Here is a 21678-nt window from a genome sequence, read left to right on the forward strand (position 1 = left end):
ACCTGTCTTACTTGCCAGCCGACAGGGTCTTGCGCTCTTGTTCGAGATAGTCGGTATTGCGGAGCCGGTTCGCCTTCGCAAATTCCAGGAGCTTTTCTGACGTATGGAGCTGCCGGATCGACTTATCGAGTGCCTCGGCCGTCTCCTTTTCGCCTTTTCGCACCCAGATCACCGAGTCGGAAGGGAGCAGTTCGGTCGGGAAGAGAATAGTGTAGTCCTTCCACTCCTCTGGCCGGTCCTCCAGCAGAAGGCCGACGGTTGCGCCGACATGGACGGCGGCGACACAATTGCCGCCCTGCAGCGCCAGCAGCGATTCCGGCTGGCTCGGCAAGCCCTTTACCTCGGCGCCGTATTGTTCGATGAGCGGCTGCGTGAAGTTCGACCCTTGCGAAACGCAGACCGGCTTTCCCTTGAGATCTGCCCAGTCCTTCAGGCCGCTGTCCTTGCGTCCGACGGCAGCACCGCCGCTGCGATCATACGGCGTCGCCACCCAATCAAGAACTTTGGCGCGGTCCTCGGTATATTGCATGTTCGCAATCAGGATATCGACCTTGCCCTGCTGGAGAAATTGCACCCGGTTCGGGGGCGTGACGGTGACTGTTTCCAGCTTGACGCCAAGATCGTCCGAGAGCGCTTTTGCAATATCGAGATTGTATCCCTTCTGCGTTTGCGATGTGGGATCGATATAGCCGAAGGGCGCCCCCGAGAGGATGACGCCAACGGTAAGGGTGCCGCGGGCTTTGATGCGGTCGAGCGTGGCATCCGCGGATGCCTGCGTTGCCGCCAGCAAGGCAATCGACATGGCGAGGAGCGCCTTCGGGAGAAATTTGCGTGACATGTTTGAGCTCCGTCTTGGGAAGGTAGAAGGACCGGTTCAGGTCCCCGAGCAGTTGCAGCACTCTTTGGCTCGACTGCTATGGCGTGGATGTGCACCACTTTGAGGTGAAGCCGAAAAGGCTGGTGATGAGATGGACGTCGGCTTCCCGCGCAATATTGGTCATGCTTCTCCGCGCTGATAGAAAAGGACGCTGACCGCATCGCTTTCCTGCGCGAATCGGCAACTGGACGGCTTTGAAAGGCATAGGGAACCGATGAGAGAGAGAAGGAACGTTCTGTCTCAGAGAAAATCATCATTGTGATGGATTATGTAGATTTTATTTTCTGAAATTGGCGCGTTCGTTGAAAAATCTTGTGCACGAGAGGGTTGCTGATCGGCAACCTTCCCGCCCGGTAATGGCATCAAAAATCGGATTTTGCTCGGCCGAACTCCGGCCGTCTTGCGGCTAATCCCGACTGGGCAACCCGCTTTAGCGGATCGTCACGAAATCGGCCGAGGCGAGGACGTTGTTCGGCGCCGGCGTCTTCTTGAATTTCAGCGTCACCACCTTGTAGCCTTCGGTTTCGAGTTTCGAGAGCAGGGTTGGTAGCATCGTCGCCGTGCGTTTGTGGATGTCATGCATCAGGATGATGCCGCGGCCGCGCTTGTGCAAGAGGTTCATTGTCCGCTGCGTTATGGAGACCGGCGTCGTGGTGAAGTAGTCCTTGCTGTCGATATCGACATCCATGACCACCATGTCGCGCATGGCGACCGCGGCGCGCAGCCTGTGGCTCTCGGCAAGATAAGGGAAGCGGAAGAAGGAGACATCGGTTCCGGTCGCCTTGGTCACCGCCAATTCGCCCTTGATCACCTCGGCCATCGCCGCGTCGAAACTCAGCGAAGCGAGGTTGGCGTGGTCATAAGTGTGGCTGCCGATCGTGTTGCCGTCCTGGGCGACCTTGCGGGCGAGCGCCGGATGCATCTCGGCCATCTCGCCGACCATCATGAAGGCGCCCTTGACGCCGAACTGGTCGAGGATTGCCAGCACCTTATCGGTCCGGCCGGGGATCGGGCCATCGTCGAAGCTGAGGATCACTTCCTTGTCCTGGAGCTTGAGATCGGCGAGCGAGGAGACCTCCAGCGTTCGTCCGGCCAGATGGTGCCAGCCGGTTAGGCGCGGCGTCGCATCGTCGCCGGCATAGGCAAGTTTCCGCTCTTCGGGCGCGATCACCGAGGAGGTCTTGATCGATGTGTCAGGAGCGGATTGTCTGGTGGTGCTGCAGGCGGAGAGGGCGGCCGTGAGGGCCATGCAGGACAGAACGAAAAGACGATACATGGAAAGGGCTCAACAAATCGGTAACGAATGTTGAGACAACCTTTCGGATTATGGTTAACGATCGGTTGATAATGGCCCAAATTGCGTTGATGCGCGGCACTTCGCCACGCATTCGATGAGACCTGTGGCTATCCCGCCATCGCTTCTTCGTATTCGGCCGACAGCATCAGCCAGTCTTCCTCGGCGGCAGCCAGTTTTGCAGCAGCTTCGCCGCGCTGTTTTGCCTTCTCGGCGGCTTTAGCGGGCGTCTTCTCGTAAAGGACCGGATCCGCAAGTTCCGCGTCAAGCGCCTGAATCTGTTTCTCCAGCTTCGCCGTCAAGGATTCGATTTCGTTGATCTTTTTCTTAAGTGGCGTCAGTGAGGCGCGACGTTCGGCATTGAGCTTGCGCTGGTCGGCCTTCGATGTCGCGTCTTCAGTTAGCTGCGGCTTTTCTTCTTTTTTTTTACCGGATGTGACGATGAGGTCGCGGTACTCGTCCATATCGCCTTCGAAGGTCGTCACCGTACCGCCATTGACCAGCCACAGCCGATCGACCGTCGCCTCGATCAGATGGCGATCGTGCGAGATCAGGATGACGGCGCCTTCATAGTCGTTCAGCGCCTCGATCAGCGCGCGGCGGCTGTCGATGTCGAGGTGGTTGGTCGGCTCGTCGAGGATCAGCAGGTTCGGCGCATTGAAGGCGGCGAGCCCCATCAGCAGGCGGGCTTTTTCGCCGCCGGAAAGATCCTTGGCGGCCGTCGCCATCTTTTCGGTCGCAAGCCCCATCTGGGCGACGCGGGCGCGCACCTTGGCTTCCGGCGCACCCGGCATCAGCCGGCGCACATGCTCCACCGGCGATTGCTCGGGGATGAGGTCGTCGAGTTGGTGCTGCGCGAAGAAGCCGATCTTCAGGCTCGGCGCGATCTTCACTTCACCGCTCTCCGGCGCGAGCCGGCCGGAGATGAATTTGGCGAAGGTCGATTTGCCGTTGCCGTTCGAGCCGAGCAGGGCGATCCGGTCGTCATTGTCGATACGAAGATTGAGGTTCTTCAGGATCGGATTGCCGGGCTCATAGCCGACGGCGCCACTCTGGATCGCGACGATCGGCGAAGCCGGCTGCTTTTCCGGCTCGGGAAAAGTGATCGGCTGCACATGGTCCTCGATCACCGCAGCGACCGTTCCCATCCGCTCGAGCGCCTTGACACGCGATTGTGCCTGTCGGGCCTTGGAAGCCTTGGCCTTGAAGCGATCGATGAAGCCCTGCAGATGTTTGCGTGCCGCGTCGTTCTTGGCCTTGGCCTTCGTCTGCAATTCGTCGGCTTCCGCCTTCTGCCGCTCGAACTGGTCGTATCCGCCGCGATAGAAGGTAAGCTTCTTCTGGTCGAGATGGACGATCGCATTGACCGCATTGTTCAAGAGGTCGCGATCATGGCTGATGATGATGACGGTGTGCGGATAGCGCCTGACATAGTCTTCCAGCCACAGCGTGCCTTCGAGGTCGAGATAGTTGGTCGGCTCGTCGAGCAGAAGCAGATCCGGCTCGGAAAACAGCACGGCGGCAAGGGCGACGCGCATGCGCCAGCCGCCGGAGAAGGAGGAGGCGGGGCGGGCTTGCGCTGCCTTGTCGAAGCCGAGGCCGGCAAGAATACTCGCCGCGCGCGCTTCGGCCGAATGCGCGTCGATATCGACAAGGCGCATCTGGATTTCGGCGATGCGGTGCGGGTCGGTCGCGGTTTCCGCCTCGGCAACGAGGGCGGTGCGTTCCTTGTCCGCGGCAAGCACGATCTCGATCAGAGCGTCCTCAGTCGCCGGTGCTTCCTGCGCCACCTGGCCGATGCGTGCGGCCTTCGGGATCGACACCGATCCGCTCTCCGAGCCGAGATCGCCGGTGATGACGCGAAAAAGCGTGGACTTGCCGGCGCCGTTGCGCCCGACGAGCCCTGCCTTCGTACCTGAAGGCAGCGAAACGCTGGCATTGTCGAGAAGCAGGCGCCCTGCGATGCGGGCGGAAATGTCGGTGAGCGTGATCATGGCCGGCGTTTTGGCCGAAAGCGCTCGCCAAGGCAAGAGCGCTTATCCCGCGCCAAGCTTGCTTGTGCGCTGACAAGCCTGCTTATCCCGGGGACAAGCCTGCTTGTCCCACCGCAAGCGCGCTCGTCCGCCGCCTCAGCGGCCGAAAGTCTGCACCGGCAGTCGGGGGTTCGATTGCGCGGCGAGAAGCGCCACCCGGGCATTGGCCTGTAACTGTCCTGGCGTTGCCGCATCTGTGCTGAGCGCCACGCCGATCGAGATGGTGAGCCTGCCGGGATCGGCCTTGTCGGATGTCGCAAAGACCAGATTGTCCTCGACGGAGGAGCGCAGGCGTTCAGCGATCGTCATTGCATCCTGCATGCCGACATTGGAAAACAAGAGGGCGAATTCGTCAGCCTCGGTGCGGGCAACGAAATCGTTCTTCTTGATCGACTTTTGGAGGAGGCCGGCGAGTTTCTTCAGGAGCTTGTTGCCTGCCTGGGTGCCGTATTTGTTGTTGAGATCGGTGAAATTGTCGATGTCGACCATGATCAGCGCGCTGCCGGCGGCACCTTCTTCCCGCTCGTAGAGGTCGGCGATCATCCGGTTCAGTGCGATGCGGTTCGGAAGCCCGGTAATCCTGTCGGCGATCGCGGCCGACTGCATAGCCGAAATACCGCGCTCCAGCGTTTCCAGCGTCTTGATATCGTCCTGCAGCTTCGCGCCGATTTCCATCTCCGCTGCAAGAACGGTCGAAAGCGAAGCCGTGAGGTAGTCGACCTCGCCGAGGAAAGCGGCAAGGCTCTGGTCGTCATGGCCGGAAACGGATTTCAGGATCGTGCCGCAGGCGCGCGCAAAGGCGTTCTTGTGTTTCAGCCCTTCGGCAAGTCTTTCCGCCACGTCGCGCAACATCCGGCTCGCTTCGTTGCGTGATGTCTCGCCCGCCAGCCCGCAATGGCTGACGAGGCGGTATTTCAGGCCGAGTTCGTCGAGCATCGGCTGCTGCGGCTGCGGCCCGAGTGCCGCGATATCCTGCGCAAGGCCGGCATTGAGCCCGATGATCGCCTCGTGAAAGAGTTCGTAATTACGCGGTAGTGCCGCGACGTTCAGGCGCGCCATGTGCTGGGCGATCTTCTGAATATCCGCCATCGGCGTCGGGCGCACAGCCTCGCGCGGCACCAGTGCGTTTGCGCTTGCATTCTGCATGACGATCCCTCGCGGCCCGGCCTCATCTCTCACATCCGCTATGCCCGCAAGCTTTTAAGAGAGGCTGAATTTTCAACGGCGAAGCCCTGGATTGGCGGCAGAACCGGCGAAGGCGGTTAATTCAGTCTTGATGGCCGGAACATGATGCCGAAAAGTGTGAGCGGTTTTCCGGATGACATCATGCTCTCACTCTTTAATTTGGAACGGGCCTCACATCCACTCGCGGCCCTCGCTGCGCAGGAAGTAGATGAGATCAAGCATGAGGCTCGGCCTGCCGAGCGCCGTCAGCGTCATATGGCACTGGCCGCGATGATGGGTTTGGTGGTTGAAGAAATGCGCGAGCGCTGCCGACAGAGGCTGGGTGATCTCGACCGGCTGTACCACCGTTACATAGGTGAAGTTGGCGGCGAGGGTTCTATCGTCCAGCATGCCTGTCCAGGCAATGATCCGCTCGTCCTCTGCTTTGCGTGCGGCGGCAAGAGCATCCAGTTCTCCGAAGAGCACGGCATCGAGTGTCGTCGGCGCTTCGCCGGTGCCGGTGAAGCGCTTCATCCATATCCGGTCGGCGACGAGCAGGTGATTGAGCGTGCGATGAAGCGAGCCGAAGAAAGCGCCGCGGTCGCTGCGGAATTCCGCATCGCTGAGTTCGGCGGCAGCCGCATAGACTTGCGTGTTGGCCCAGCGATTATAGGCGGCGAACATCCTGTAATGTCTGAGCATTCAGTCCCTCCCGGATTGGTCGCGGCAGTCTAGCCCGTTTTCCCGGAAATCGCAGTGATGCGCCCATGAAATTTCCTGATTTGATCGCAGCCGCTTTCTGTCGTGGAATGGATCGAGCTGCGATCTCGAAAGGACTGTTATGACCAGAGCCCTCTATTCCCTCTGTGGCGCCGACGAGCGGCGCTTCTTTTCGCCCCATTGCTGGAAGGCGGTGATGGCGCTGGCGCATAAGGGGCTCGATTTCGAGGAGATTCCGACGACCTATGCCCGCATCCGCGCGATCGGCGGCGGCGTCTCGTCGATTGTGCCCGTTCTCGACGATAACGGCCGGCTGATCCCCGACAGTTTCGACATCGCCCTTTATCTGGAGGAAACCTATCCTGAGCGGCCGTCACTGTTCAACGGCGAGGGCGGCAAGGCGCTATCGCGAATGGTGGAAGGCTATTCGCAGATGATCATCCATCCGGCGATCATGCGCATCGCCCTTCTCGATATCCATGCGAACCTCGACGAGGAAGACAAGGCCTATTTCCGTCAAAGCCGGGAGGCTCGGCTCGGCAAGCCGTTGGAAGTGGTTGCCGCCGACAGCGAGGCGGAGAAAGCAGCCTTCGGCGCCAAGCTGGAGCCGCTGCGGCACATGCTGAAGTTCCAGCCCTTCATCGGCGGGCAGACACCGCTCTTTGCCGACTATATCGTCTTCGGCGCGCTGCAATGGCTGCGTGTCTCCGCCGGTCTCGCCATGCTGGCCGCCAACGATCCCGTCACGCTTTGGTTCGAACGCTGCCTCGATCTTCACCAAAGCCGCGGCAGGACTGTGACAGCGGCGTGAAATTGCCGCCTACCTCTTGTTTTCGGGCGTTGGGGCGGGTAAAGACCGCCCACTTTTCCCGAGAAAACAGAGGATTTGACTATGGCGATTGAACGCACCTTCTCGATGATCAAGCCGGACGCAACGAAGCGCAACCTGACGGGCGCCATCACCAAGATGCTCGAAGATGCCGGCCTGCGTGTCGTCGCTTCCAAGCGCGTCTGGATGAGCCGTCGCGAAGCCGAAGGCTTCTACGCCGTTCACAAGGATCGTCCATTCTTCGGCGAACTGGTCGAAGGCATGACCTCCGGCCCGACTATCGTTCAGGTGCTCGAAGGCGAAGGCGCGATCCTCAAGAACCGCGAAATCATGGGCGCGACCAACCCGGCAAACGCTGACGAAGGCACGATCCGCAAGGTTCACGCTCTGTCGATCGGCGAAAACTCGGTTCACGGTTCGGATGCTCCTGAAACGGCCGCCCAGGAAATCAAGTACTGGTTCTCCGATACCGAAATCGTCGGCTGAGGCTGCGCTTCGGCATTCGCCGGCAATCCCTTGAATTGACTCTCGAAAGCCGGGGCCTTGCTCCGGCTTTTTCTATGCACTTCTCTATGCCGGGCATTTGTCGGTGTTCGAGAAATCGACGCTGCCGTCAGGCTTGAAGACCTCCGGGTTCTTTTCATAAAGCGCGCCGAGGACGAGCGGCTTGCTCGGCAGGACGGTCTGGTCGAGGTCGGACCGGAACTGCGTCTTCAATTCCTGCAGCACCTTGCCGTCCTTGTCGACCAGCCGGACACTCACGGAATAGGGGCGGTCCTTGCGCACGCAGTGCAGTTTTTCGCTCTGCAGCGCGATCTTGTCGTCGATCGGGTAGATTTTCTGGTTCAGCACCAGCGGATCGCCGCCTTCAGGATTTTCGAATTCGGCGATGATGACAGAACCGTCGGGGATAGGCCCTGTCTTCTTCAGCGTCAGCAGATAGGTGGCGCTGGCCACCCGATAGTTGAAGACGAAGAGATGGCCGGTGACCTCGACCAGGTTTTCAGCCTGGCGTTGACAGCCGGCAAGCAGAAGGCCGGCTGCTGCCACCGTTACGATCATATATTTCCTCATGGCGTCTCCTCCTTCTTGCGGCGATAGTGACGGTTCGCCTTGGCGCGGTTGCCGCAGACCGCCATGTCGCACCAGGCTCGGCTCCTGTTCTTGCTGCGGTCGATGAACAGCCAGCCGCAATTGCCGCAGATCTTCATGCGTTGGGGATCAGGCATGGCGATCAGCCGCAGCGCCGAATGGGCGGTCGCCGCGGCCACGCTGCCAGGGCTTGCTTCGCGCAACACCTTCGCCAGCGCCTCCAGCAGGCTGGCCAGCAATTGGTCGTCGCCGCCATTCAGTATACGCTTGCGGAAATAGAGGTCGATTGCTTCCCGCAGCGCGATGAAATCCGCCTCGTTTTCCCTGGCCACCGGCGCGATGTCGCCGAAGAGGGCGCGCTCGGCGCAGAATTCGGCAGCGGCGCGCGGAAAGCTCCGCATCTGGTCCCTGTCCGCGAAGCGGTCGATCCGCCGCGTTGCATCGTGGCGCAGAACCACGCTGTTGACGACATCGAGCGCCAGCGCGCCGCCGGCAAAGCGGTGAGGGGTCCAGGAAAAGCTCATCATGAAATTATAACTAGCGAAATAGGTTTTACCAGTTATAATTTTGGTGACGCGGAGTGTCTGGAATGGCCTATCTTCTGCAGCAACTGGCGAATGCGGTTCCGCTCGCTGCTCTCTATGCCGCGCTCGCCTTCGGTTATGCCGTAGCCTTCGGTGTGACGAAGCGGGCTGACATCACCTATGGGGCGATCTTCGCCTTCGCGGGCCAGATCCTGCTGCTCTTCAGCGAACTCGCCTATGTCAGGTTTTGGCTGGTGCTGCCGGCGGCACTTGCCGTCGGTGCCTGCGCTTCCATCGTCTATTCGCTGGCGGCGGGCCTATGGATCGGCCGTTCGATCATGCTGCCGCTGGTCAATAAATCGCCGAATACGGTCATCGTCGCTGCCCTCGGCATCATGATCGTGCTGATGGAGACCGCCCGGCTTGCCGCCAATACCCGCGCCATCTGGCTGCCGCCATTTCTGAACGAAACGGTCGTCTTCTGGAGCGACGGCCTGTTCAAAGTGACGCTCACCCATATCCAGCTGATCAACACGGCGCTGATGTGCGCCATTGTCGCTGTGGGTACGCTGATCCTCAGGCGCACGGGCTGGGGCCGCATCTGGCGCGCCGTCACTGATGATCCGCTGGCCGCCGAGCTCTGCGGCACCAGCGCCGACCGCGTCTTCCTCGTCGCCTATGCGGCCGCCGCCCTCGTCGCCACTATCTGCGGCATCCTCGCCACCTTCTATTACGGCTCGATGGATTTCGGCGCCGGCCTGATGTTCGGGCTGAAGGTGCTGCTGATCGCAGCTGTCGGCGGCTATTCCGATCCATTGCGCTCGGCAGGCGGCGCCGCCGGGCTTGCCGTCGTCGAAACCATGTGGGGCGCCTACGGCCCCTTCGTCTGGCGGGATCTCGTCATCTTCTCGCTGCTCGTCCTGCTCTTGGTCATGAGCCGCAGGGAGCGCGTGGTTCTCTGAAGCAATTCCAGTAAAAGTGCGCAGCGGTTTTGCGTCTGGAATTGCGTGAAACAAAAAGGTGGAGCATTTCCGTCACTCGGATAAATCAGGAAATGCGCTAATTTACTTCCACTTGTCGCGCGCCGCGTCGTCGGCGTCTTTCGCCGCGACCCAGTCGCCGGTGGCGCCATCCCTAGCGTGCTCCTTCTTCCAGAAGGGGGCTGCAGTCTTCAGGAAATCCATGACGAAATTGGCGCCGTCGAACGCCGCCTGCCGATGCGGTGCGGTTGCGACGATGAGCACGATATTCTCGCCGGCGGCGATCCTCCCGTAACGGTGGATGGCGGTGAGGCCGAGAAGTCCGAAACGCGCGATGGCAAGATCGCCGATGCGCCGCATCTCTGCTTCGGCCATGCCGGGATAATGCTCGAGTTCGAGGGCTGCAAGCGTGCCGCCTTCATCGCGGCAGAGGCCGGAAAAGGTGACGACGGCGCCGATGCCGGATTTGCCTTTGGAAAGCAGATCGACCTCGGCCTGCAGGTCGAAGTCTTCGCGCTGGACGCGGATGGTGGGAGTGACGGTCACAGCGAAATCCTCCGCTGCTTTGATGTTGCTGCAAAGAATGCCGAAAGGCTGTGCCGCGGAAGCCCCCCTCTGCCCTGCCGGGCATCTCCCCCACAGGTGGGGAGATCACAAGTGGCGCGCTCTTCCTGCCCACGTACCGTTTCGCCGGGCTGAAATGTCGATTGTTGGAGGAAACCCGTGCGCCCAGCCAATCTCCCTCCTTGTGGGGGAGATGCCCGGCAGGGCAGAGGGGGGTGATGTGGCACCACCATCACTGCCTCATCCCCCCGTCATCGGCGGAAAGATCCCGATCTCGCGCGCCCCTGATATCGGCTCGTCATGTTCGACATGCTCCATGTCGAGCGCCACGCGGATCACGTCGGGATATTGAAGTGCGGTCTCATATTCTTCACCCAGCGTCTTCAAATGATTCAAGAGATCGGCGACGGTGACGACGGAGGAGGGGAGGTCAATCTCCTCCTCGCCCTTGCCGATGCGCTCGCGCACCCAGGCGAAATAGACAAGCCGCGTCATTCCTCGTCATCCACGATATGTTTCACGCCGGCGCGGAAATAGTCGTAGCCGGTATAGATGGTCAGCAGCGCCGCGATCCACAGCAGCGCAATGCCCGTCTGCGTCGTATAGGGGAAAATTTCGTCTCCGGCCGGGCCGGCGAGCAGGAAGGCGATGGCGACGAGCTGCAGCGTCGTCTTCCACTTGGCGATCCGCGTCACCGGTACGCTGACCTTCAGCGCCGCCAGATATTCGCGCAAGCCCGAAACCAGGATCTCGCGGCAGAGAATGGTGATCGCCGCCCAGATCGACCAGCCGGCGATGGTCTGGTCGGCCGCGACGAGAAGAAGGATCGAAGCGACCAACAGCTTATCTGCGATCGGATCGAGCATGCGGCCGATATTCGACGTCTGGTTCCAGATGCGCGCGAGATAGCCGTCGAGGAAATCGGTGAGCGAGGCGATGACGAAGATCCACAGCGCCACCCAACGCGCCGTGTTGCTGATCGACAGCCTGCCCTCGATGAAGAAGCAGAGAACGATCAGCGGCACGGCGAGGATACGGCCGTAGGTCAGAAGATTGGGAATGCTGTACGCACGCGATGCCATGGGATCGTTTCTCTGAATTGATGCGCCGCTACAGCGCCGCACGTCTTTTCAGGCGCGCAAAGGACGCTGTAACACTTTAGAATATCCGCATCGAGCTTTCCGAAAGTCGATTCCGATTTTCGGGCCGATGCGGTAGATGACGGCTTTGGCTGCGGACCGTCAACATTCTTTCTGTCTTTTCACCGCCTTTGCGTGGAATTTGCGACGGACGCCGGTTATTTCGCGGCGTCGTCGTGGAAATGGTTATAGACCTGCTTGGCGACGGCTTCCGAGATGCCTTCCACCGCCATCAGGTCGGACAGGGCTGCGCGCGAAACCGCCTTTGCCGTGCCGAAATGCTGGAGCAGCGCGCGTTTGCGCGATGGCCCGATGCCGCCGATCTCGTCGAGCGGGTTCTTGATCATTTCCTTCTTGCGCCGTGCCCGATGCGAGCCGATCGCGAAACGGTGCGCCTCGTCGCGCATGCGCTGGATAAAATAGAGCACCGGATCGCGCGGCGGCAGCGTGAAGCTCTCGCGTCCCGGCGGGAAGAAGCGTTCGCGCCCGGCGTCCCGGTCGACGCCCTTGGCGATGCCGATCGCCGTCACGCTGTCGGTGATGCCGAGTTCGGCAAGGATGGCGCGCACCGCTGTCATCTGACCCTGGCCGCCGTCGATGAGGATCACATCGGGCCAGGTGGGGAAGGGCATGTCGGCTGCATCGGGAGTGGCCGTCTGCGCCGTCCGGTCAGGAATGCCTTCCTCCTTGATCAGCCGCGAGAAACGCCGCGTCATCACCTCCTTCATCATGCCGAAGTCGTCGCCGGGCGTGATGTCGGTCGATTTGATGTTGAACTTGCGGTACTGGTTCTTGACGAAACCTTCCGGCCCCGCGACCACCATGCCGCCGACGGCATTGGTGCCCATGATATGCGAGTTGTCGTAGATCTCGATGCGCTGCGGTGCATAGGTAAGCCCGAACGTTTCCTTGAAACCTTCGAGCAGCCGCGACTGCGACGCCGTCTCGGCAAGCTTTCGCCCATGCGCCTCGCGCGCATTGCCGACGACATGGTCGACCAGATCGCGCTTTTCGCCGCGCTGCGGCACGAGGATGGAAACCTTGTGGCCGGCCTTTTCGCTGAGCGCTGCCGCGAGCAGCTCCAGCTCCTCGACCGTCTGCGACAGCATGATCTGCTTCGGCACCGGCTTGTCGTCGTAGAACTGCGCCAGGAAGGAATTCAGCACTTCGGCGCCGGAAAGCTGCGGGTCGGCCTTTGGGAAATAGGCGCGGTTGCCCCAGTTCTGGCCGGTGCGGAAGAAGAACACCTGGATGCAGGAGATGCCGCCCTCATGGTGGATGGCGAATACGTCAGCCTCCTCGACGCCGGCCGGATTAATGCCCTGGTGGCTCTGCACATGCGAAAGTGCGGCCAGGCGATCGCGATAGATCGCCGCCCGCTCGAAGTCGAGGTCCTCGGCCGCTTGGTTCATGGCCTCGGCCATATGCGACTTCACCTTCTGGCTTTTGCCGGACAGGAAGTCCTTCGCCTCCTGCACCAGTTCGCCGTAACCCCCATCGCTGACCTCGTGGGTGCACGGCCCCGAACAGCGCTTGATCTGGTAGAGCAGGCAGGGTCGTGTGCGCGTTTCGAAGACGCTGTCGGTGCAGGTGCGGATCAGGAAGGCGCGCTGCAGCGAATTGATCGTGCGCCCGACCGCGCCTGCCGAAGCGAAAGGTCCGAAATAGTCGCCCTTTCGCGCCCTTGCGCCGCGATGCTTGAAGATCGCCGGCGCCCGGTGGTCGCCGGTGATGAGGATATAGGGAAAGGACTTGTCGTCGCGCAAAAGCACGTTAAAGCGCGGCCGCAAGCGCTTGATCAGATTCGCTTCCAGAAGCAGCGCTTCGGTTTCCGTGCGCGTCGTCACGAATTCCATATTGGCTGTCTGGCGCACCATCTGGGCGATGCGGTTGGAATGCACCCGGCCGACGGCGTAATTGTTGACGCGCTTCTTCAGGCTGCGCGCCTTGCCGACATAGAGCACGTCGCCCTCGGCATTGAACATGCGGTAGACGCCGGGACTGTTGGGAAGCCGCTTGACGAATTCGCCGATCAGTTCCGCGCCGATGAGCCCGGTTTCATTGAGGCTGCCCGCATTCCAGTCGACCGTCGCCGCAAGCGGGGCGGCGGCGGAAACGTCGCCTTCCACTTCGATATCGTCTTCGCTCTCATCCGTCTCGTCGTAGAGAACGCCGCCATCCGGCAGCTTTCGTCCGTTCATTCCGTAATCTCCGCCACATCGGGCGTCTGCCAGGCGAGGTGCTGGCCGCCGTCGAGGGCAATCATCTGGCCGGTGATCGAGGGCGTGTCGTAAAGGAAGCGAATCGTTTGTCCGAATTCCTCCAGCGCCGGCCCTCGCTGCAAGATAAGGGCTGAGACCTGCGCTTGGAAGTCCTCCATCGCCTGCCGCTCGCTCGGCATCGAGGGGCCGGGGCCGATGGCATTGACGCGGATGCGTGGCGCCAATGCCTGTGCAAGCGTCTGCGTCGCCGTCCACAGCGCGGATTTGGAGAGGGTATAGGAATAGAAGCTGGGCCTCAGCGCCCAAACCCGCTGGTCGATGATATTGACGATCTGCCCCGATGCCTCAGCGGGCATCTGCTGCGCGAAGGCGGCCGCAAGGATAGAGGGCGCACGTACATGCAGGTCGAAGTGCAATGCCCAGGTGGCGGCATTGAAACTACGCGCTGAATCATGCTGGAAGACCGACGCATTATTGACGAGCAGATCGAGCGGCCCGAGCGCTTCCGACGCCTTCGCGACCAAGGCGGCTGTTTCGCCGATATCGGTGAGGTCGGCCTGCAGGGCGGTCGCCCGATATCCCTTTCGCCGCAATTCCGCCACCAGCTCTTCGGCCTCACCGATGGAGCCGTTCGCGTGGATCGCAACGGAAAAGCCATTTGCAGCAAGGTCTTCGGCGATTGCCCGGCCTATTCTTTTAGCAGCCCCTGTTATAAGGGCCGAGCGAAGTCTTTTGTGGTTCAAAATCTTGCCTTCTGATCCCGCGAGTCTGTCTGCAGACTATATAGGGGCCGACGGAGATTATATAAATAGGCCGTTGCGGTTGCGTCCGGGAGCCGGATATTCTATGTATTATTTAAGAATACGATTTCTTAAAATAAGTATTTTCAGTTTAACACTTCAGTAGGGTTAATGAAGTGTATGTTGCGCCAAAGCAACATCGAATTTCAGCCATGCGGCAGCCACAATGATATCACAATTTGGCTCTTTCAAATCCGCATTTGAGTTCCAATTTCAGTCTCGATCCGGAAGGGACATCTGGCAATATCCCGCCAATGCTTCACTGATAGACAGATGACAAGCGGCGCGGGACTGAAAGGAGACTAAGTATGCGTGTACTCATTGCTGGCCTCATGGCCTCCGTTTTTGCAATTGCGGGCGTCTCGGCAGCTCAGGCGGCCGATGCCGTCGACCAGGTTCCGGAAGCACCGGTCGCCCAGGACGCTCCAGTCAAGCCGGCAGGCAACTGGGAAGGCTTTTATCTCGGCGGCGCTGGCACCTACAACATGGGTGACTTCGGTTCCGACCGTCACACCTATGGTTTCGGCGGCCAGGTCTTCACCGGCTACAACTGGCAGCAGGGCCAGATCGTTTACGGCGTTGAATCCGATCTCGGCTACAGCGGCGACGACGTCTCCTCAGGCGGCGTCAAGAACAAGTATGGCTGGAACGGCTCCGTCCGTGGCCGCGTCGGCTACGACATGAACCCCTTCCTGCTCTACGGCACGGCCGGTCTTGCCATCGGCGACGTCAAGGTTTCCGACGACACCTCGGACGAAAGCAAGACGAACTATGGCTATACGGTCGGCGCCGGCGTCGAAGCCTTCGTGACCAACAACATCACGACGCGCCTGGAATATCGCTACACCGACTACCAGAGCAAGGACTACGACCTCGACTCCGGCAGCTTCTCGCGCGGTTACGACGAGAACAGCGTCAAGCTCGGTATCGGCGTCAAGTTCTAAGCCGACTGAACATACTGACATAAAGAAGCCGGGCACGTCGCCCGGCTTTTTGCTGTCTGCTCATTGTTCTGAAGCGCTCAGCCCTGGGACTTGAGCTCGCTATGGGCAGGGAATTTCTTGTCGAACTGCCGCAGCCAGTCAGTCAGCGGCGCATGATCGGCTTCCCACTGGTCCTTGAAGCGCAACTCGAGATAATCAAGCGTGGCCGCCAGTGCAAAATGTCCGCCGTTGAGCTTTTTGCCGAGCTTCGGCGGATTGGCGCTGAGATGAGCGAGACCGCTCGTCGCCTTCTTCCATTGCCGGTCGATCCACGGCTGGTGAACCTTTTCCTCGTCGCGGAAGCGCCGCTCGTAGACGATCGCCAGCAGGCAATCGCAGATGCCGTCGCAGAGCGCCTCGAGGATTTCCGCATCCGTGCGCTTGCCCTTCTTGGAAGGGTAGAGCCCGCCCTTCGTCAGCCGGTCGAAATAATGCATGATCGCCACGCTGTCGTATATCGAGACCTCGTCATCGGTCAGAAGCGTCGGGATCTTGCCGAGCGGATTATTGTCCACCAGGATTGCCGGTGCGGTATTGGTGTCGACCCGAATGGCGTTCAACTCCAGGCTCAGAAAATGCGCGGCCATCCGCACCTTGTTGGAATAGGGCGAGGCGGGCGAACAAAGGAGCTTCATGGGGGACACCTGATGAGATTGTGGAGCTGCGGCGCGGACTATTCCGCAAGCAGCTTAAGCGGTCAATCGTCCTTGACGGCCTTGTTCTCTCCGCGCAGCCAGAAGGCACGGTGCGAGGCGAAACGGTCTTGCGCCAGATGGTCCTTCAATGCGGGCAGCAATTGGTGCAACTCGTCCTTCAGCGTGAAAGGTGGGTTGACGATGACGAGGCCTGAGCCCGTCAGTCCCGTAATGCCGCGGTCGCTGCGAACCGTGAGTTCGGCGCAGAGCATTTTCGGGATGTCGAGGGCCTGCAGCGTCTCGTGGAATTCCTTGATCGGCGCGCCCTTCTTCAGCGGATACCACAGGCAATAGGTGCCGCCGGGAAAGCGCCGATAGGCCTTTTCCAGCCCCTCGGCCAGGCGCTGATATTCGTCCTCTTCCTCGAAGGGCGGATCGACGAGCACGATGCCGCGCTTCTCTTTCGGCGGCAGATGCGCGCCGAGCGCCAGCCAGCCGTCGAGCTCGGTGATGCGGGCATGGTGATCGCCCTCGAACAGCCGGTGCAGCCTGACGTAGTCCTCGGGATGCAGTTCCATCGCCGACAGCCGGTCCTGCGGCCGGAACAGCATGCGCGCAAGTTTCGGCGATCCGGGATAGAAACGGATGCCGCCCTCAGGATTGAGTTCGCGGATTGCCGAGAGGTAGGGCTCCAGCAGTTCGGAAACCTGAGGGCCGAGGTCTGCCTCCATCAGCTTGCCGATGCCATCGACCCATTCGCCGGTTTTCTGCGCTTCTTCGGAGGAAAGGTCGTAGAGCCCGATGCCGGCATGCGTGTCGAGCACGCGGAATCCGCCATCCTTCTTTTGCATGTAGCGGATCAGCCGCGTCAGCACGGCATGTTTCAGCACATCGGCAAAGTTGCCCGCGTGATAGATGTGGCGGTAGTTCATTTTTGCTGATGTCCGTATGAATTCGCGTCATGGGGAATTTTTGTGGCTTTTGGCCGTGCAAGCCTTGGAATATACAAATGCCATGAACATTGCGACCCCCATCCACGCCAAATCATCCAAGCCGGACAAAAGGGTGGGCCACACCGCTTGTCCGCATGACTGTCCCTCCACCTGCGCGCTGGAGGTCGATATATCGGAGGATGGCCGCATCGGCCGTGTGCGCGGCGCCAATGACCATTCTTACACGTCCGGCGTCATCTGCGCCAAGGTCGCCCGCTACGCCGAGCGGCTCTACCATCCCGACCGCCTAATGCATCCTCTACGCCGCGCCGGCGCCAAAGGGGCAGGGCAGTGGCAGCAGATTTCCTGGGACGATGCGCTGGATGAGATCGCCGAAGCCTTTGTGAAGGCCGAGGCAAGGGACGGCAGCGAGGCGATCTGGCCCTATTTCTACGCCGGCACCATGGGCTGGGTGCAGCGCGATTCCATCGATCGCCTGCGTCATGCCAAGCGTTACTCCGGCTTCTTCTCCTCGATCTGTACCAACCCCGCCTGGACCGGCTTCACCATGGCGACTGGCACGCTGCGCGGTCCCGATCCGCGCGAGATGGGCCGCACCGATTGCGTCGTCATCTGGGGCACCAACGCGGTCTCGACGCAGGTCAACGTGATGACCCACGCCATCAAGTCGCGCAAGGAGCGCGGCGCGAAGATCGTCGTCATCGACATCTACGATAATCCGACGATGAAGCAGGCCGACATGGCGCTGATCGTCAAACCGGGCACCGATGCCGCACTCGCCTGCGCCGTCATGCACATCGCTTTCCGCGACGGTTACGCCGACTGTGAATACATGGCGAGATATGCCGATGATCCCGCCGGTCTCGAGGCGCATCTGAAAACCAAGACGCCGCAATGGGCCGCTGCCATCACCGGCCTTTCTGTCGAGGAGATCGAAGCCTTTGCCAGCCTCGTCGGCACGACGAAGAAAACCTTCTTCCGCCTGGGTTATGGTTTCACTCGCCAGCGCAACGGCGCGGTCGCCATGCATGCGGCTGCCTCGATCGCCACCGTTCTCGGCTCCTGGCAATATGAGGGCGGCGGTGCCTTCCATTCGAACAGCGACATCTTCCGCATGAACAGCGCCGAACTGACCGGCCGGTCGATGAAGGATGCCGATATCCGCATGCTCGATCAGTCGCAGATCGGCCGCGTCCTGACCGGCGATCCGGTGGCGCTACGCCATCGCGGCCCGGTGACGGCAATGCTGATCCAGAACACCAATCCCGCAAACATCGCGCCCGAGCAGCGCCTCGTCAGACGCGGCTTTGCCCGCGACGATCTTTTCGTTGCCGTCCACGAGCAGTTCATGACCGAGACGGCCGAGGTCGCCGATATCGTCATCCCGGCAACGATGTTCGTCGAGCACGATGACATCTACCGGGCCGGCGGCCAGAACCATATCCTGCTGGGGCCGAAGCTGGTCGAGCCGCCGCCAACCGTGCGCACCAATCTCTTCGTCATCGAGGAACTGGCCAAACGCCTCGGTGTCGCCGATCGCCCCGGCTTCGGCTTCACTGCCCGCGAAATGGTCGACCGCATTCTCGAATCGAGTGGCTTGCCGGATTACGACCATTTCCTCGAATACAAATGGTTCGATCGCCAGCCCGTTTTCGAGGAGGCGCATTATCTGAACGGCTTTGCCCATCCGGATGGCAAGTTCCATTTCCGCCCGGACTGGATCAATCAGCCGGCTCCCAACAAGCCGCCGGTTTCTATCGGCGCGCTCGGGCCACATGCCGAACTTCCGCCCTTCCCGGATCAGGTCGATGTCATCGAAGTCGCCGATCCCGAGCATCCCTTCCGGCTCGCCACGTCGCCGGCGCGCAACTTCCTGAATTCGAGCTTCTCCGAGACCAAGACCTCTCGCCAGAAGGAGGGCCGCCCTGAAGTGATGGTCAATCCAGCCGACGCCGAAGCCAACGGTATCGCCCATGGCGATCTCGTCCGCATCGGCAATAGCCGCGGCGATCTGCGCATTCACGCCCGCGTCACCACCGAGGTGAAATCCGGCGTGCTGATCGCCGAGGGGCTTTGGCCAAACAAGGCGCATGTCGACGGCGAGGGTATCAATGTCTTGACTGGCGCCGACCCTGTCGCGCCCTATGGTGGGGCCGCCGTGCACGACAACAAGGTCTGGCTTCGCAGGGACCCAGCATGATGCAGCCGAAATCCCGGGTGAAGATCGTCAGCGAAGAAACACTGTCGAATGGGTGGACGCGGCTGAGCAGCTATCTGCTCGACTATATCGACCGCAAGGGCGCAACCCAAGGGCTGAAGCGGGAGATCTATCACCGCACGCCCGCTGCCTGCATCCTGCTTTATGATCCCAAGCGCGACCTCGTCGTTCTCGTCCGCCAGTTCCGCCTTGCCGTCCATCTCAACGGCGATCCCGCCTGGATGATCGAGGTGCCGGCCGGCCTTCTCGACGATGACCATCCCGAAGCGGCGATCCGTCGCGAGGCGATGGAGGAGACCGGCTATCGCCTGCGCGATGCGCGCTTCCTGTTCAAGTCCTATACCTCGCCGGGTGCCATCACCGAAGTCGTCCACTTCTTCGCAGCCCTCATCGACACTGCCGACCGCGTGGCGGAAGGCGGCGGTCTGGACGAGGAACACGAGGATATCGAGGTCCTCGAAACCCCGCTCGACGAGGCTGCGGCGATGATCGAAACCGGCGAGATCTTCGACGCCAAAACGATCGTGCTTCTACAGTGGGCACTGTTGAACAGGGGCAAACTTCGATAGCGGGCAGGGCGATGGAGGCCTGGTTCGTCAAGTTGCCTCGGGCGGATCGAGATGATCCGCGACCGTCTTAGTTTTCCCCGCGAACTCGCATCATCTGCCGAAAGGCGCGCCGCTTGAGTGCAGGCATCGCGTTGATGATGCGCATCACGCCGCGCATGACAGCGAGCTGAAGTCTGCCGACAATCGGCCGATGGGCCAGATCGCCGGCATCCATCTGCTTTTTCGATTCTCGGACTGCTTCGGTACTGTAGCGAAGCATCTCGACTTCGTAGGCATGTATGGCTTCGACGAGCGGCTTTCGTCCCTGGTCCGCTTCGACCAGCATGCGTCCAAGCAGAGCGGCGTCGCGAAGCGCTGTATTGGCGCCCGCGCCTCGTCCGGGTGTCATCGTATGGACGGCGTCACCGAGCAAAGTGACATTCGAACTCGTCCAAGGCGTCAGCGGGACCGAGGTCCTCACCTTGATATCGCGGATCGTCGACGGCTCCGTCATGCGGATCAGAGTACGCAAATGCGGATGCCAGTCCCGAGCGAGCTCCAGCCCCAGCTCTCTCAATTGTTCGCCGCTCAGGCCGGCCGGATCCCGCGGGCAATTCTGCCGAGCGCCCCATATGCCCCAGCCGATGCTGTCCTCGTCGAGTGCCTCGACGAAATCCGGCCAACGAGCAGCGACACTAGGGTCGCTTCGGCTGTCGACGAACTCGAGCGAGTGAATGATTGCGCCGAAGCCCATCGGTGCCATAATCAGCGACATGCCTTTGAACATTTTGTCCGACAGCAGAGCTTTCGTCTCGACCGTCATAGGAATTTTGCCCCCGAGCGATACGATTCCGGTGTCTTCCAAACGCGCTTCCGGCAAGCGTTGCCTGCGTACCGCGGAGTTCGTGCCGTCAGCGCCCACCAGCACATCTCCCGTCGCGAGGCTTCCATCCTGAAAGCTGGCGGTGACCGACCCGTCGGCGTTATTTGAGTAACCTTGAAGCGCTTTCCCGAAGAAGACGTCATCTTCAAGTCCCCTGAGCAGAACCCGCCTCAGCGTCTTTCGAATAACATTCCTTTCATCGTCGAGAGCGTTCGGGCCTGCATCATCGATATCGAAGCTCAGCACTTCGCCCAGCTGTTCAGTGAGCATGTTGAAATAGCGCGGCGACCTGGCGCAGGTGGCGACATAGAGATCGTAGAGTTCACCGGGGATACAGGCTTTCAGCGCTCGGCTTCCAGCCGGGCTGATGCCAACGCGATAACCACCGCTGTTGGTGTTCGGCGCAAGGTCGCGCTCATACACCGCTATGCAAACCCCAGCCTGCTTAAGCAGATGTGCGAGTGCTAGACCGCCAGTCCCGGCGCCGATAATCAAAACCTTCATGGTGCTAATCCTGGTCGAGTTTGGGGTCGATGGAGAACTTGGCGGCGATCTGCCTCAGCCACTCCTGTGTCCAGGTAATGCGCTGGGCGCTGAGGTCCCCGACAACGCTGTTGACCCAGGACAATTCGGTTGCGTGAAGCACTCGGAGATATTCCATCTCGAGAAGGAAGAGCCTTGGAACGGCCTGCGCTTCCTGCAGGACTTCGTCTATCCGGCGAAGTTCTGACTCGATGGCTTTTGCTCTGAGCTCAAGCTGGCTCGCCACATCATCAGGCGTAAGCAGAGGAAGAAATGACATGGCTGCGGGGAATTCCGGATATTCCCGCGTTAAGGTCGACAATATCGCCCGCATCCATTCCAGCGCGATCTCGCGGCCCTTCTCGGTTATCTCGTACACGGTCCGCTCGGGACGCTTGTCATCCCGAACTGTTTTCTGCGGGGTGATCAAACCCTCGCGTTCGAGCCGCTGGATTGTTTGATAAAGGCTCGCCCTCTGCGTGACATTGATCACCTCGTCCTTGCCGCGCTCCTTGATGAGTCGCTGCATTCGGTACGGATGCAGCGGTTCTTCCATGAGCATTGCAAGGACGGCGAGCGCGATTGGAGAGCGTTTGATCGTTTTCATAGTAATAGTGTTACTAGTTATTTTATAACTAGTCAACGCGGTAACCAGGGGCGTTGGCTCCTGGACAGGCGCCGGCTGGATCTATGGCCGT

Annotated in this window: 22 protein-coding genes; 6 read left to right on the top strand and 16 right to left on the bottom strand. The window is 60.6% G+C overall.

Translation table 11 applies throughout. The features are described 5' to 3' along the window. Positions 1-7: 7 nt before the first annotated feature. The 5 genes from BS629_RS25845 to BS629_RS25865 all read right to left on the bottom strand — a co-directional run bounded on the left by BS629_RS25845 (position 8) and on the right by BS629_RS25865 (position 6070). On the bottom strand, positions 8-838 hold the full coding sequence (locus BS629_RS25845; RefSeq protein ID WP_018241469.1) for a transporter substrate-binding domain-containing protein: 831 nt from the start codon (positions 836-838) through the stop codon (positions 8-10). 469 nt (positions 839-1307) lie between these two features. Further along, positions 1308-2153, bottom strand: coding sequence for a polysaccharide deacetylase family protein (locus BS629_RS25850; protein ID WP_018241470.1), 846 nt, complete (start codon positions 2151-2153; stop codon positions 1308-1310). 128 nt (positions 2154-2281) lie between these two features. After that, positions 2282-4165: an ABC-F family ATP-binding cassette domain-containing protein gene (locus tag BS629_RS25855; protein ID WP_018447434.1), complete on the bottom strand. Its 1884-nt coding sequence runs from the start codon at positions 4163-4165 to the stop codon at positions 2282-2284. 135 nt (positions 4166-4300) lie between these two features. After that, a complete protein-coding gene (locus BS629_RS25860) occupies positions 4301-5350 on the bottom strand; it encodes a GGDEF domain-containing protein (protein WP_026188346.1) in 1050 nt (349 codons plus the stop codon). A 210-nt stretch (positions 5351-5560) separates the two neighbouring features. Further along, positions 5561-6070 (bottom strand): DinB family protein, encoded by a 510-nt coding sequence (locus tag BS629_RS25865; protein WP_018241473.1) that lies wholly within the window; start codon positions 6068-6070, stop codon positions 5561-5563. A gap of 139 nt (positions 6071-6209) precedes the next feature. Here BS629_RS25865 and BS629_RS25870 point away from each other — a divergent pair, with 139 nt between their 5' ends. Then, entirely contained in the window at positions 6210-6899 is a 690-nt protein-coding gene (locus tag BS629_RS25870; RefSeq protein WP_018241474.1) for a glutathione S-transferase family protein, read from the top strand. Positions 6900-6980: 81 nt separating this feature from the next. Next, positions 6981-7403, top strand: coding sequence for a nucleoside-diphosphate kinase (ndk, locus tag BS629_RS25875; RefSeq protein ID WP_003547097.1), 423 nt, complete (start codon positions 6981-6983; stop codon positions 7401-7403). 84 nt (positions 7404-7487) lie between these two features. On the opposite strand, the gene BS629_RS25880 is transcribed toward ndk, so the two are convergent. Beyond that, positions 7488-7991, bottom strand: coding sequence for a hypothetical protein (locus BS629_RS25880; protein ID WP_018241475.1), 504 nt, complete (start codon positions 7989-7991; stop codon positions 7488-7490). Continuing rightward, on the bottom strand, positions 7988-8533 hold the full coding sequence (locus BS629_RS25885; RefSeq protein WP_026188347.1) for a CGNR zinc finger domain-containing protein: 546 nt from the start codon (positions 8531-8533) through the stop codon (positions 7988-7990). Before BS629_RS25885 ends, BS629_RS25880 begins: the two co-directional genes overlap by 4 nt. A 65-nt stretch (positions 8534-8598) precedes the next feature. Here BS629_RS25885 and BS629_RS25890 point away from each other — a divergent pair, with 65 nt between their 5' ends. Beyond that, entirely contained in the window at positions 8599-9495 is an 897-nt protein-coding gene (locus BS629_RS25890; RefSeq protein ID WP_018241477.1) for a branched-chain amino acid ABC transporter permease, read from the top strand. Between the two features lie 102 nt (positions 9496-9597). Here BS629_RS25890 and BS629_RS25895 read toward each other — a convergent pair whose 3' ends face one another. The 5 genes from BS629_RS25895 to BS629_RS25915 form a co-directional block, all read right to left on the bottom strand. After that, positions 9598-10059: a molybdenum cofactor biosynthesis protein MoaE gene (locus BS629_RS25895; RefSeq protein WP_018241478.1), complete on the bottom strand. Its 462-nt coding sequence runs from the start codon at positions 10057-10059 to the stop codon at positions 9598-9600. Positions 10060-10317: 258 nt separating this feature from the next. Beyond that, a complete protein-coding gene (gene moaD / locus BS629_RS25900; RefSeq protein ID WP_017959832.1) occupies positions 10318-10572 on the bottom strand; it encodes a molybdopterin converting factor subunit 1 in 255 nt (84 codons plus the stop codon). Beyond that, positions 10569-11159 carry a CDP-diacylglycerol--glycerol-3-phosphate 3-phosphatidyltransferase gene (pgsA, locus tag BS629_RS25905; protein ID WP_003547103.1) on the bottom strand — a complete coding sequence of 197 codons (591 nt, stop codon included), beginning with the start codon at positions 11157-11159 and terminating at the stop codon, positions 10569-10571. Before pgsA ends, moaD begins: the two co-directional genes overlap by 4 nt. 215 nt (positions 11160-11374) lie before the next feature. Next, entirely contained in the window at positions 11375-13417 is a 2043-nt protein-coding gene (uvrC, locus tag BS629_RS25910; protein ID WP_018241479.1) for an excinuclease ABC subunit UvrC, read from the bottom strand. Continuing rightward, positions 13414-14181: an SDR family oxidoreductase gene (locus BS629_RS25915; RefSeq protein WP_018241480.1), complete on the bottom strand. Its 768-nt coding sequence runs from the start codon at positions 14179-14181 to the stop codon at positions 13414-13416. The genes uvrC and BS629_RS25915 overlap by 4 nt, the downstream gene beginning before the upstream one ends. Positions 14182-14546: 365 nt before the next feature. On the opposite strand from BS629_RS25915, the gene BS629_RS25920 reads away from it, so the two are divergent. Beyond that, on the top strand, positions 14547-15182 hold the full coding sequence (locus BS629_RS25920; protein WP_018241481.1) for an outer membrane protein: 636 nt from the start codon (positions 14547-14549) through the stop codon (positions 15180-15182). Between the two features lie 77 nt (positions 15183-15259). Here BS629_RS25920 and BS629_RS25925 read toward each other — a convergent pair whose 3' ends face one another. Both BS629_RS25925 and BS629_RS25930 read right to left on the bottom strand, forming a co-directional pair. Further along, positions 15260-15856 (bottom strand): glutathione S-transferase family protein, encoded by a 597-nt coding sequence (locus BS629_RS25925; protein ID WP_018241482.1) that lies wholly within the window; start codon positions 15854-15856, stop codon positions 15260-15262. A 62-nt stretch (positions 15857-15918) separates the two neighbouring features. After that, positions 15919-16788 carry a 23S rRNA (adenine(2030)-N(6))-methyltransferase RlmJ gene (locus BS629_RS25930; RefSeq protein ID WP_018241483.1) on the bottom strand — a complete coding sequence of 290 codons (870 nt, stop codon included), beginning with the start codon at positions 16786-16788 and terminating at the stop codon, positions 15919-15921. A gap of 16 nt (positions 16789-16804) precedes the next feature. On the opposite strand from BS629_RS25930, the gene BS629_RS25935 reads away from it, so the two are divergent. Further along, entirely contained in the window at positions 16805-19009 is a 2205-nt protein-coding gene (locus tag BS629_RS25935; protein ID WP_018241484.1) for a molybdopterin oxidoreductase family protein, read from the top strand. Then, positions 19006-19596, top strand: a complete 591-nt coding sequence (locus BS629_RS25940; RefSeq protein ID WP_018241485.1) for an NUDIX domain-containing protein — start codon at positions 19006-19008, stop codon at positions 19594-19596. Before BS629_RS25935 ends, BS629_RS25940 begins: the two co-directional genes overlap by 4 nt. Before the next feature lie 67 nt (positions 19597-19663). Here the strand turns inward: BS629_RS25940 and BS629_RS25945 are convergent, their stop codons facing one another. After that, positions 19664-20962, bottom strand: a complete 1299-nt coding sequence (locus BS629_RS25945; protein WP_018241486.1) for an FAD-dependent oxidoreductase — start codon at positions 20960-20962, stop codon at positions 19664-19666. Between the two features lie 4 nt (positions 20963-20966). Continuing rightward, positions 20967-21587 carry a PadR family transcriptional regulator gene (locus BS629_RS25950; RefSeq protein WP_018241487.1) on the bottom strand — a complete coding sequence of 207 codons (621 nt, stop codon included), beginning with the start codon at positions 21585-21587 and terminating at the stop codon, positions 20967-20969. Between the last annotated feature and the right edge of the window lie 91 nt (positions 21588-21678).

It is taken from the genome of Rhizobium leguminosarum bv. viciae USDA 2370, assembly GCF_002008365.1.
Classification (GTDB): Bacteria; Pseudomonadota; Alphaproteobacteria; order Rhizobiales; family Rhizobiaceae; genus Rhizobium; species Rhizobium leguminosarum.

Bases quoted from the DNA above. Each gene is read 5' to 3' on its own strand.
- BS629_RS25945 (WP_018241486.1), bottom strand. From the start codon at position 20,962: ATGAAGGTTTTGATTATCGGCGCCGGGACTGGCGGTCTAGCACTCGCA.
- moaD (WP_017959832.1), bottom strand. From the start codon at position 10,572: ATGACGCGGCTTGTCTATTTCGCCTGGGTGCGCGAGCGCATCGGCAAG.
- BS629_RS25930 (WP_018241483.1), bottom strand. From the start codon at position 16,788: ATGAACTACCGCCACATCTATCACGCGGGCAACTTTGCCGATGTGCTG.
- BS629_RS25845 (WP_018241469.1), bottom strand. From the start codon at position 838: ATGTCACGCAAATTTCTCCCGAAGGCGCTCCTCGCCATGTCGATTGCC.
- BS629_RS25885 (WP_026188347.1), bottom strand. From the start codon at position 8,533: ATGAGCTTTTCCTGGACCCCTCACCGCTTTGCCGGCGGCGCGCTGGCG.
- ndk (WP_003547097.1), top strand. From the start codon at position 6,981: ATGGCGATTGAACGCACCTTCTCGATGATCAAGCCGGACGCAACGAAG.
- BS629_RS25865 (WP_018241473.1), bottom strand. From the start codon at position 6,070: ATGCTCAGACATTACAGGATGTTCGCCGCCTATAATCGCTGGGCCAAC.
- pgsA (WP_003547103.1), bottom strand. From the start codon at position 11,159: ATGGCATCGCGTGCGTACAGCATTCCCAATCTTCTGACCTACGGCCGT.
- BS629_RS25920 (WP_018241481.1), top strand. From the start codon at position 14,547: ATGCGTGTACTCATTGCTGGCCTCATGGCCTCCGTTTTTGCAATTGCG.
- BS629_RS25860 (WP_026188346.1), bottom strand. From the start codon at position 5,350: ATGCAGAATGCAAGCGCAAACGCACTGGTGCCGCGCGAGGCTGTGCGC.
- BS629_RS25925 (WP_018241482.1), bottom strand. From the start codon at position 15,856: ATGAAGCTCCTTTGTTCGCCCGCCTCGCCCTATTCCAACAAGGTGCGG.
- BS629_RS25890 (WP_018241477.1), top strand. From the start codon at position 8,599: ATGGCCTATCTTCTGCAGCAACTGGCGAATGCGGTTCCGCTCGCTGCT.
- BS629_RS25855 (WP_018447434.1), bottom strand. From the start codon at position 4,165: ATGATCACGCTCACCGACATTTCCGCCCGCATCGCAGGGCGCCTGCTT.
- BS629_RS25880 (WP_018241475.1), bottom strand. From the start codon at position 7,991: ATGAGGAAATATATGATCGTAACGGTGGCAGCAGCCGGCCTTCTGCTT.
- BS629_RS25870 (WP_018241474.1), top strand. From the start codon at position 6,210: ATGACCAGAGCCCTCTATTCCCTCTGTGGCGCCGACGAGCGGCGCTTC.
- BS629_RS25950 (WP_018241487.1), bottom strand. From the start codon at position 21,587: ATGAAAACGATCAAACGCTCTCCAATCGCGCTCGCCGTCCTTGCAATG.
- BS629_RS25850 (WP_018241470.1), bottom strand. From the start codon at position 2,153: ATGTATCGTCTTTTCGTTCTGTCCTGCATGGCCCTCACGGCCGCCCTC.
- uvrC (WP_018241479.1), bottom strand. From the start codon at position 13,417: ATGAACGGACGAAAGCTGCCGGATGGCGGCGTTCTCTACGACGAGACG.
- BS629_RS25940 (WP_018241485.1), top strand. From the start codon at position 19,006: ATGATGCAGCCGAAATCCCGGGTGAAGATCGTCAGCGAAGAAACACTG.
- BS629_RS25935 (WP_018241484.1), top strand. From the start codon at position 16,805: ATGAATTCGCGTCATGGGGAATTTTTGTGGCTTTTGGCCGTGCAAGCC.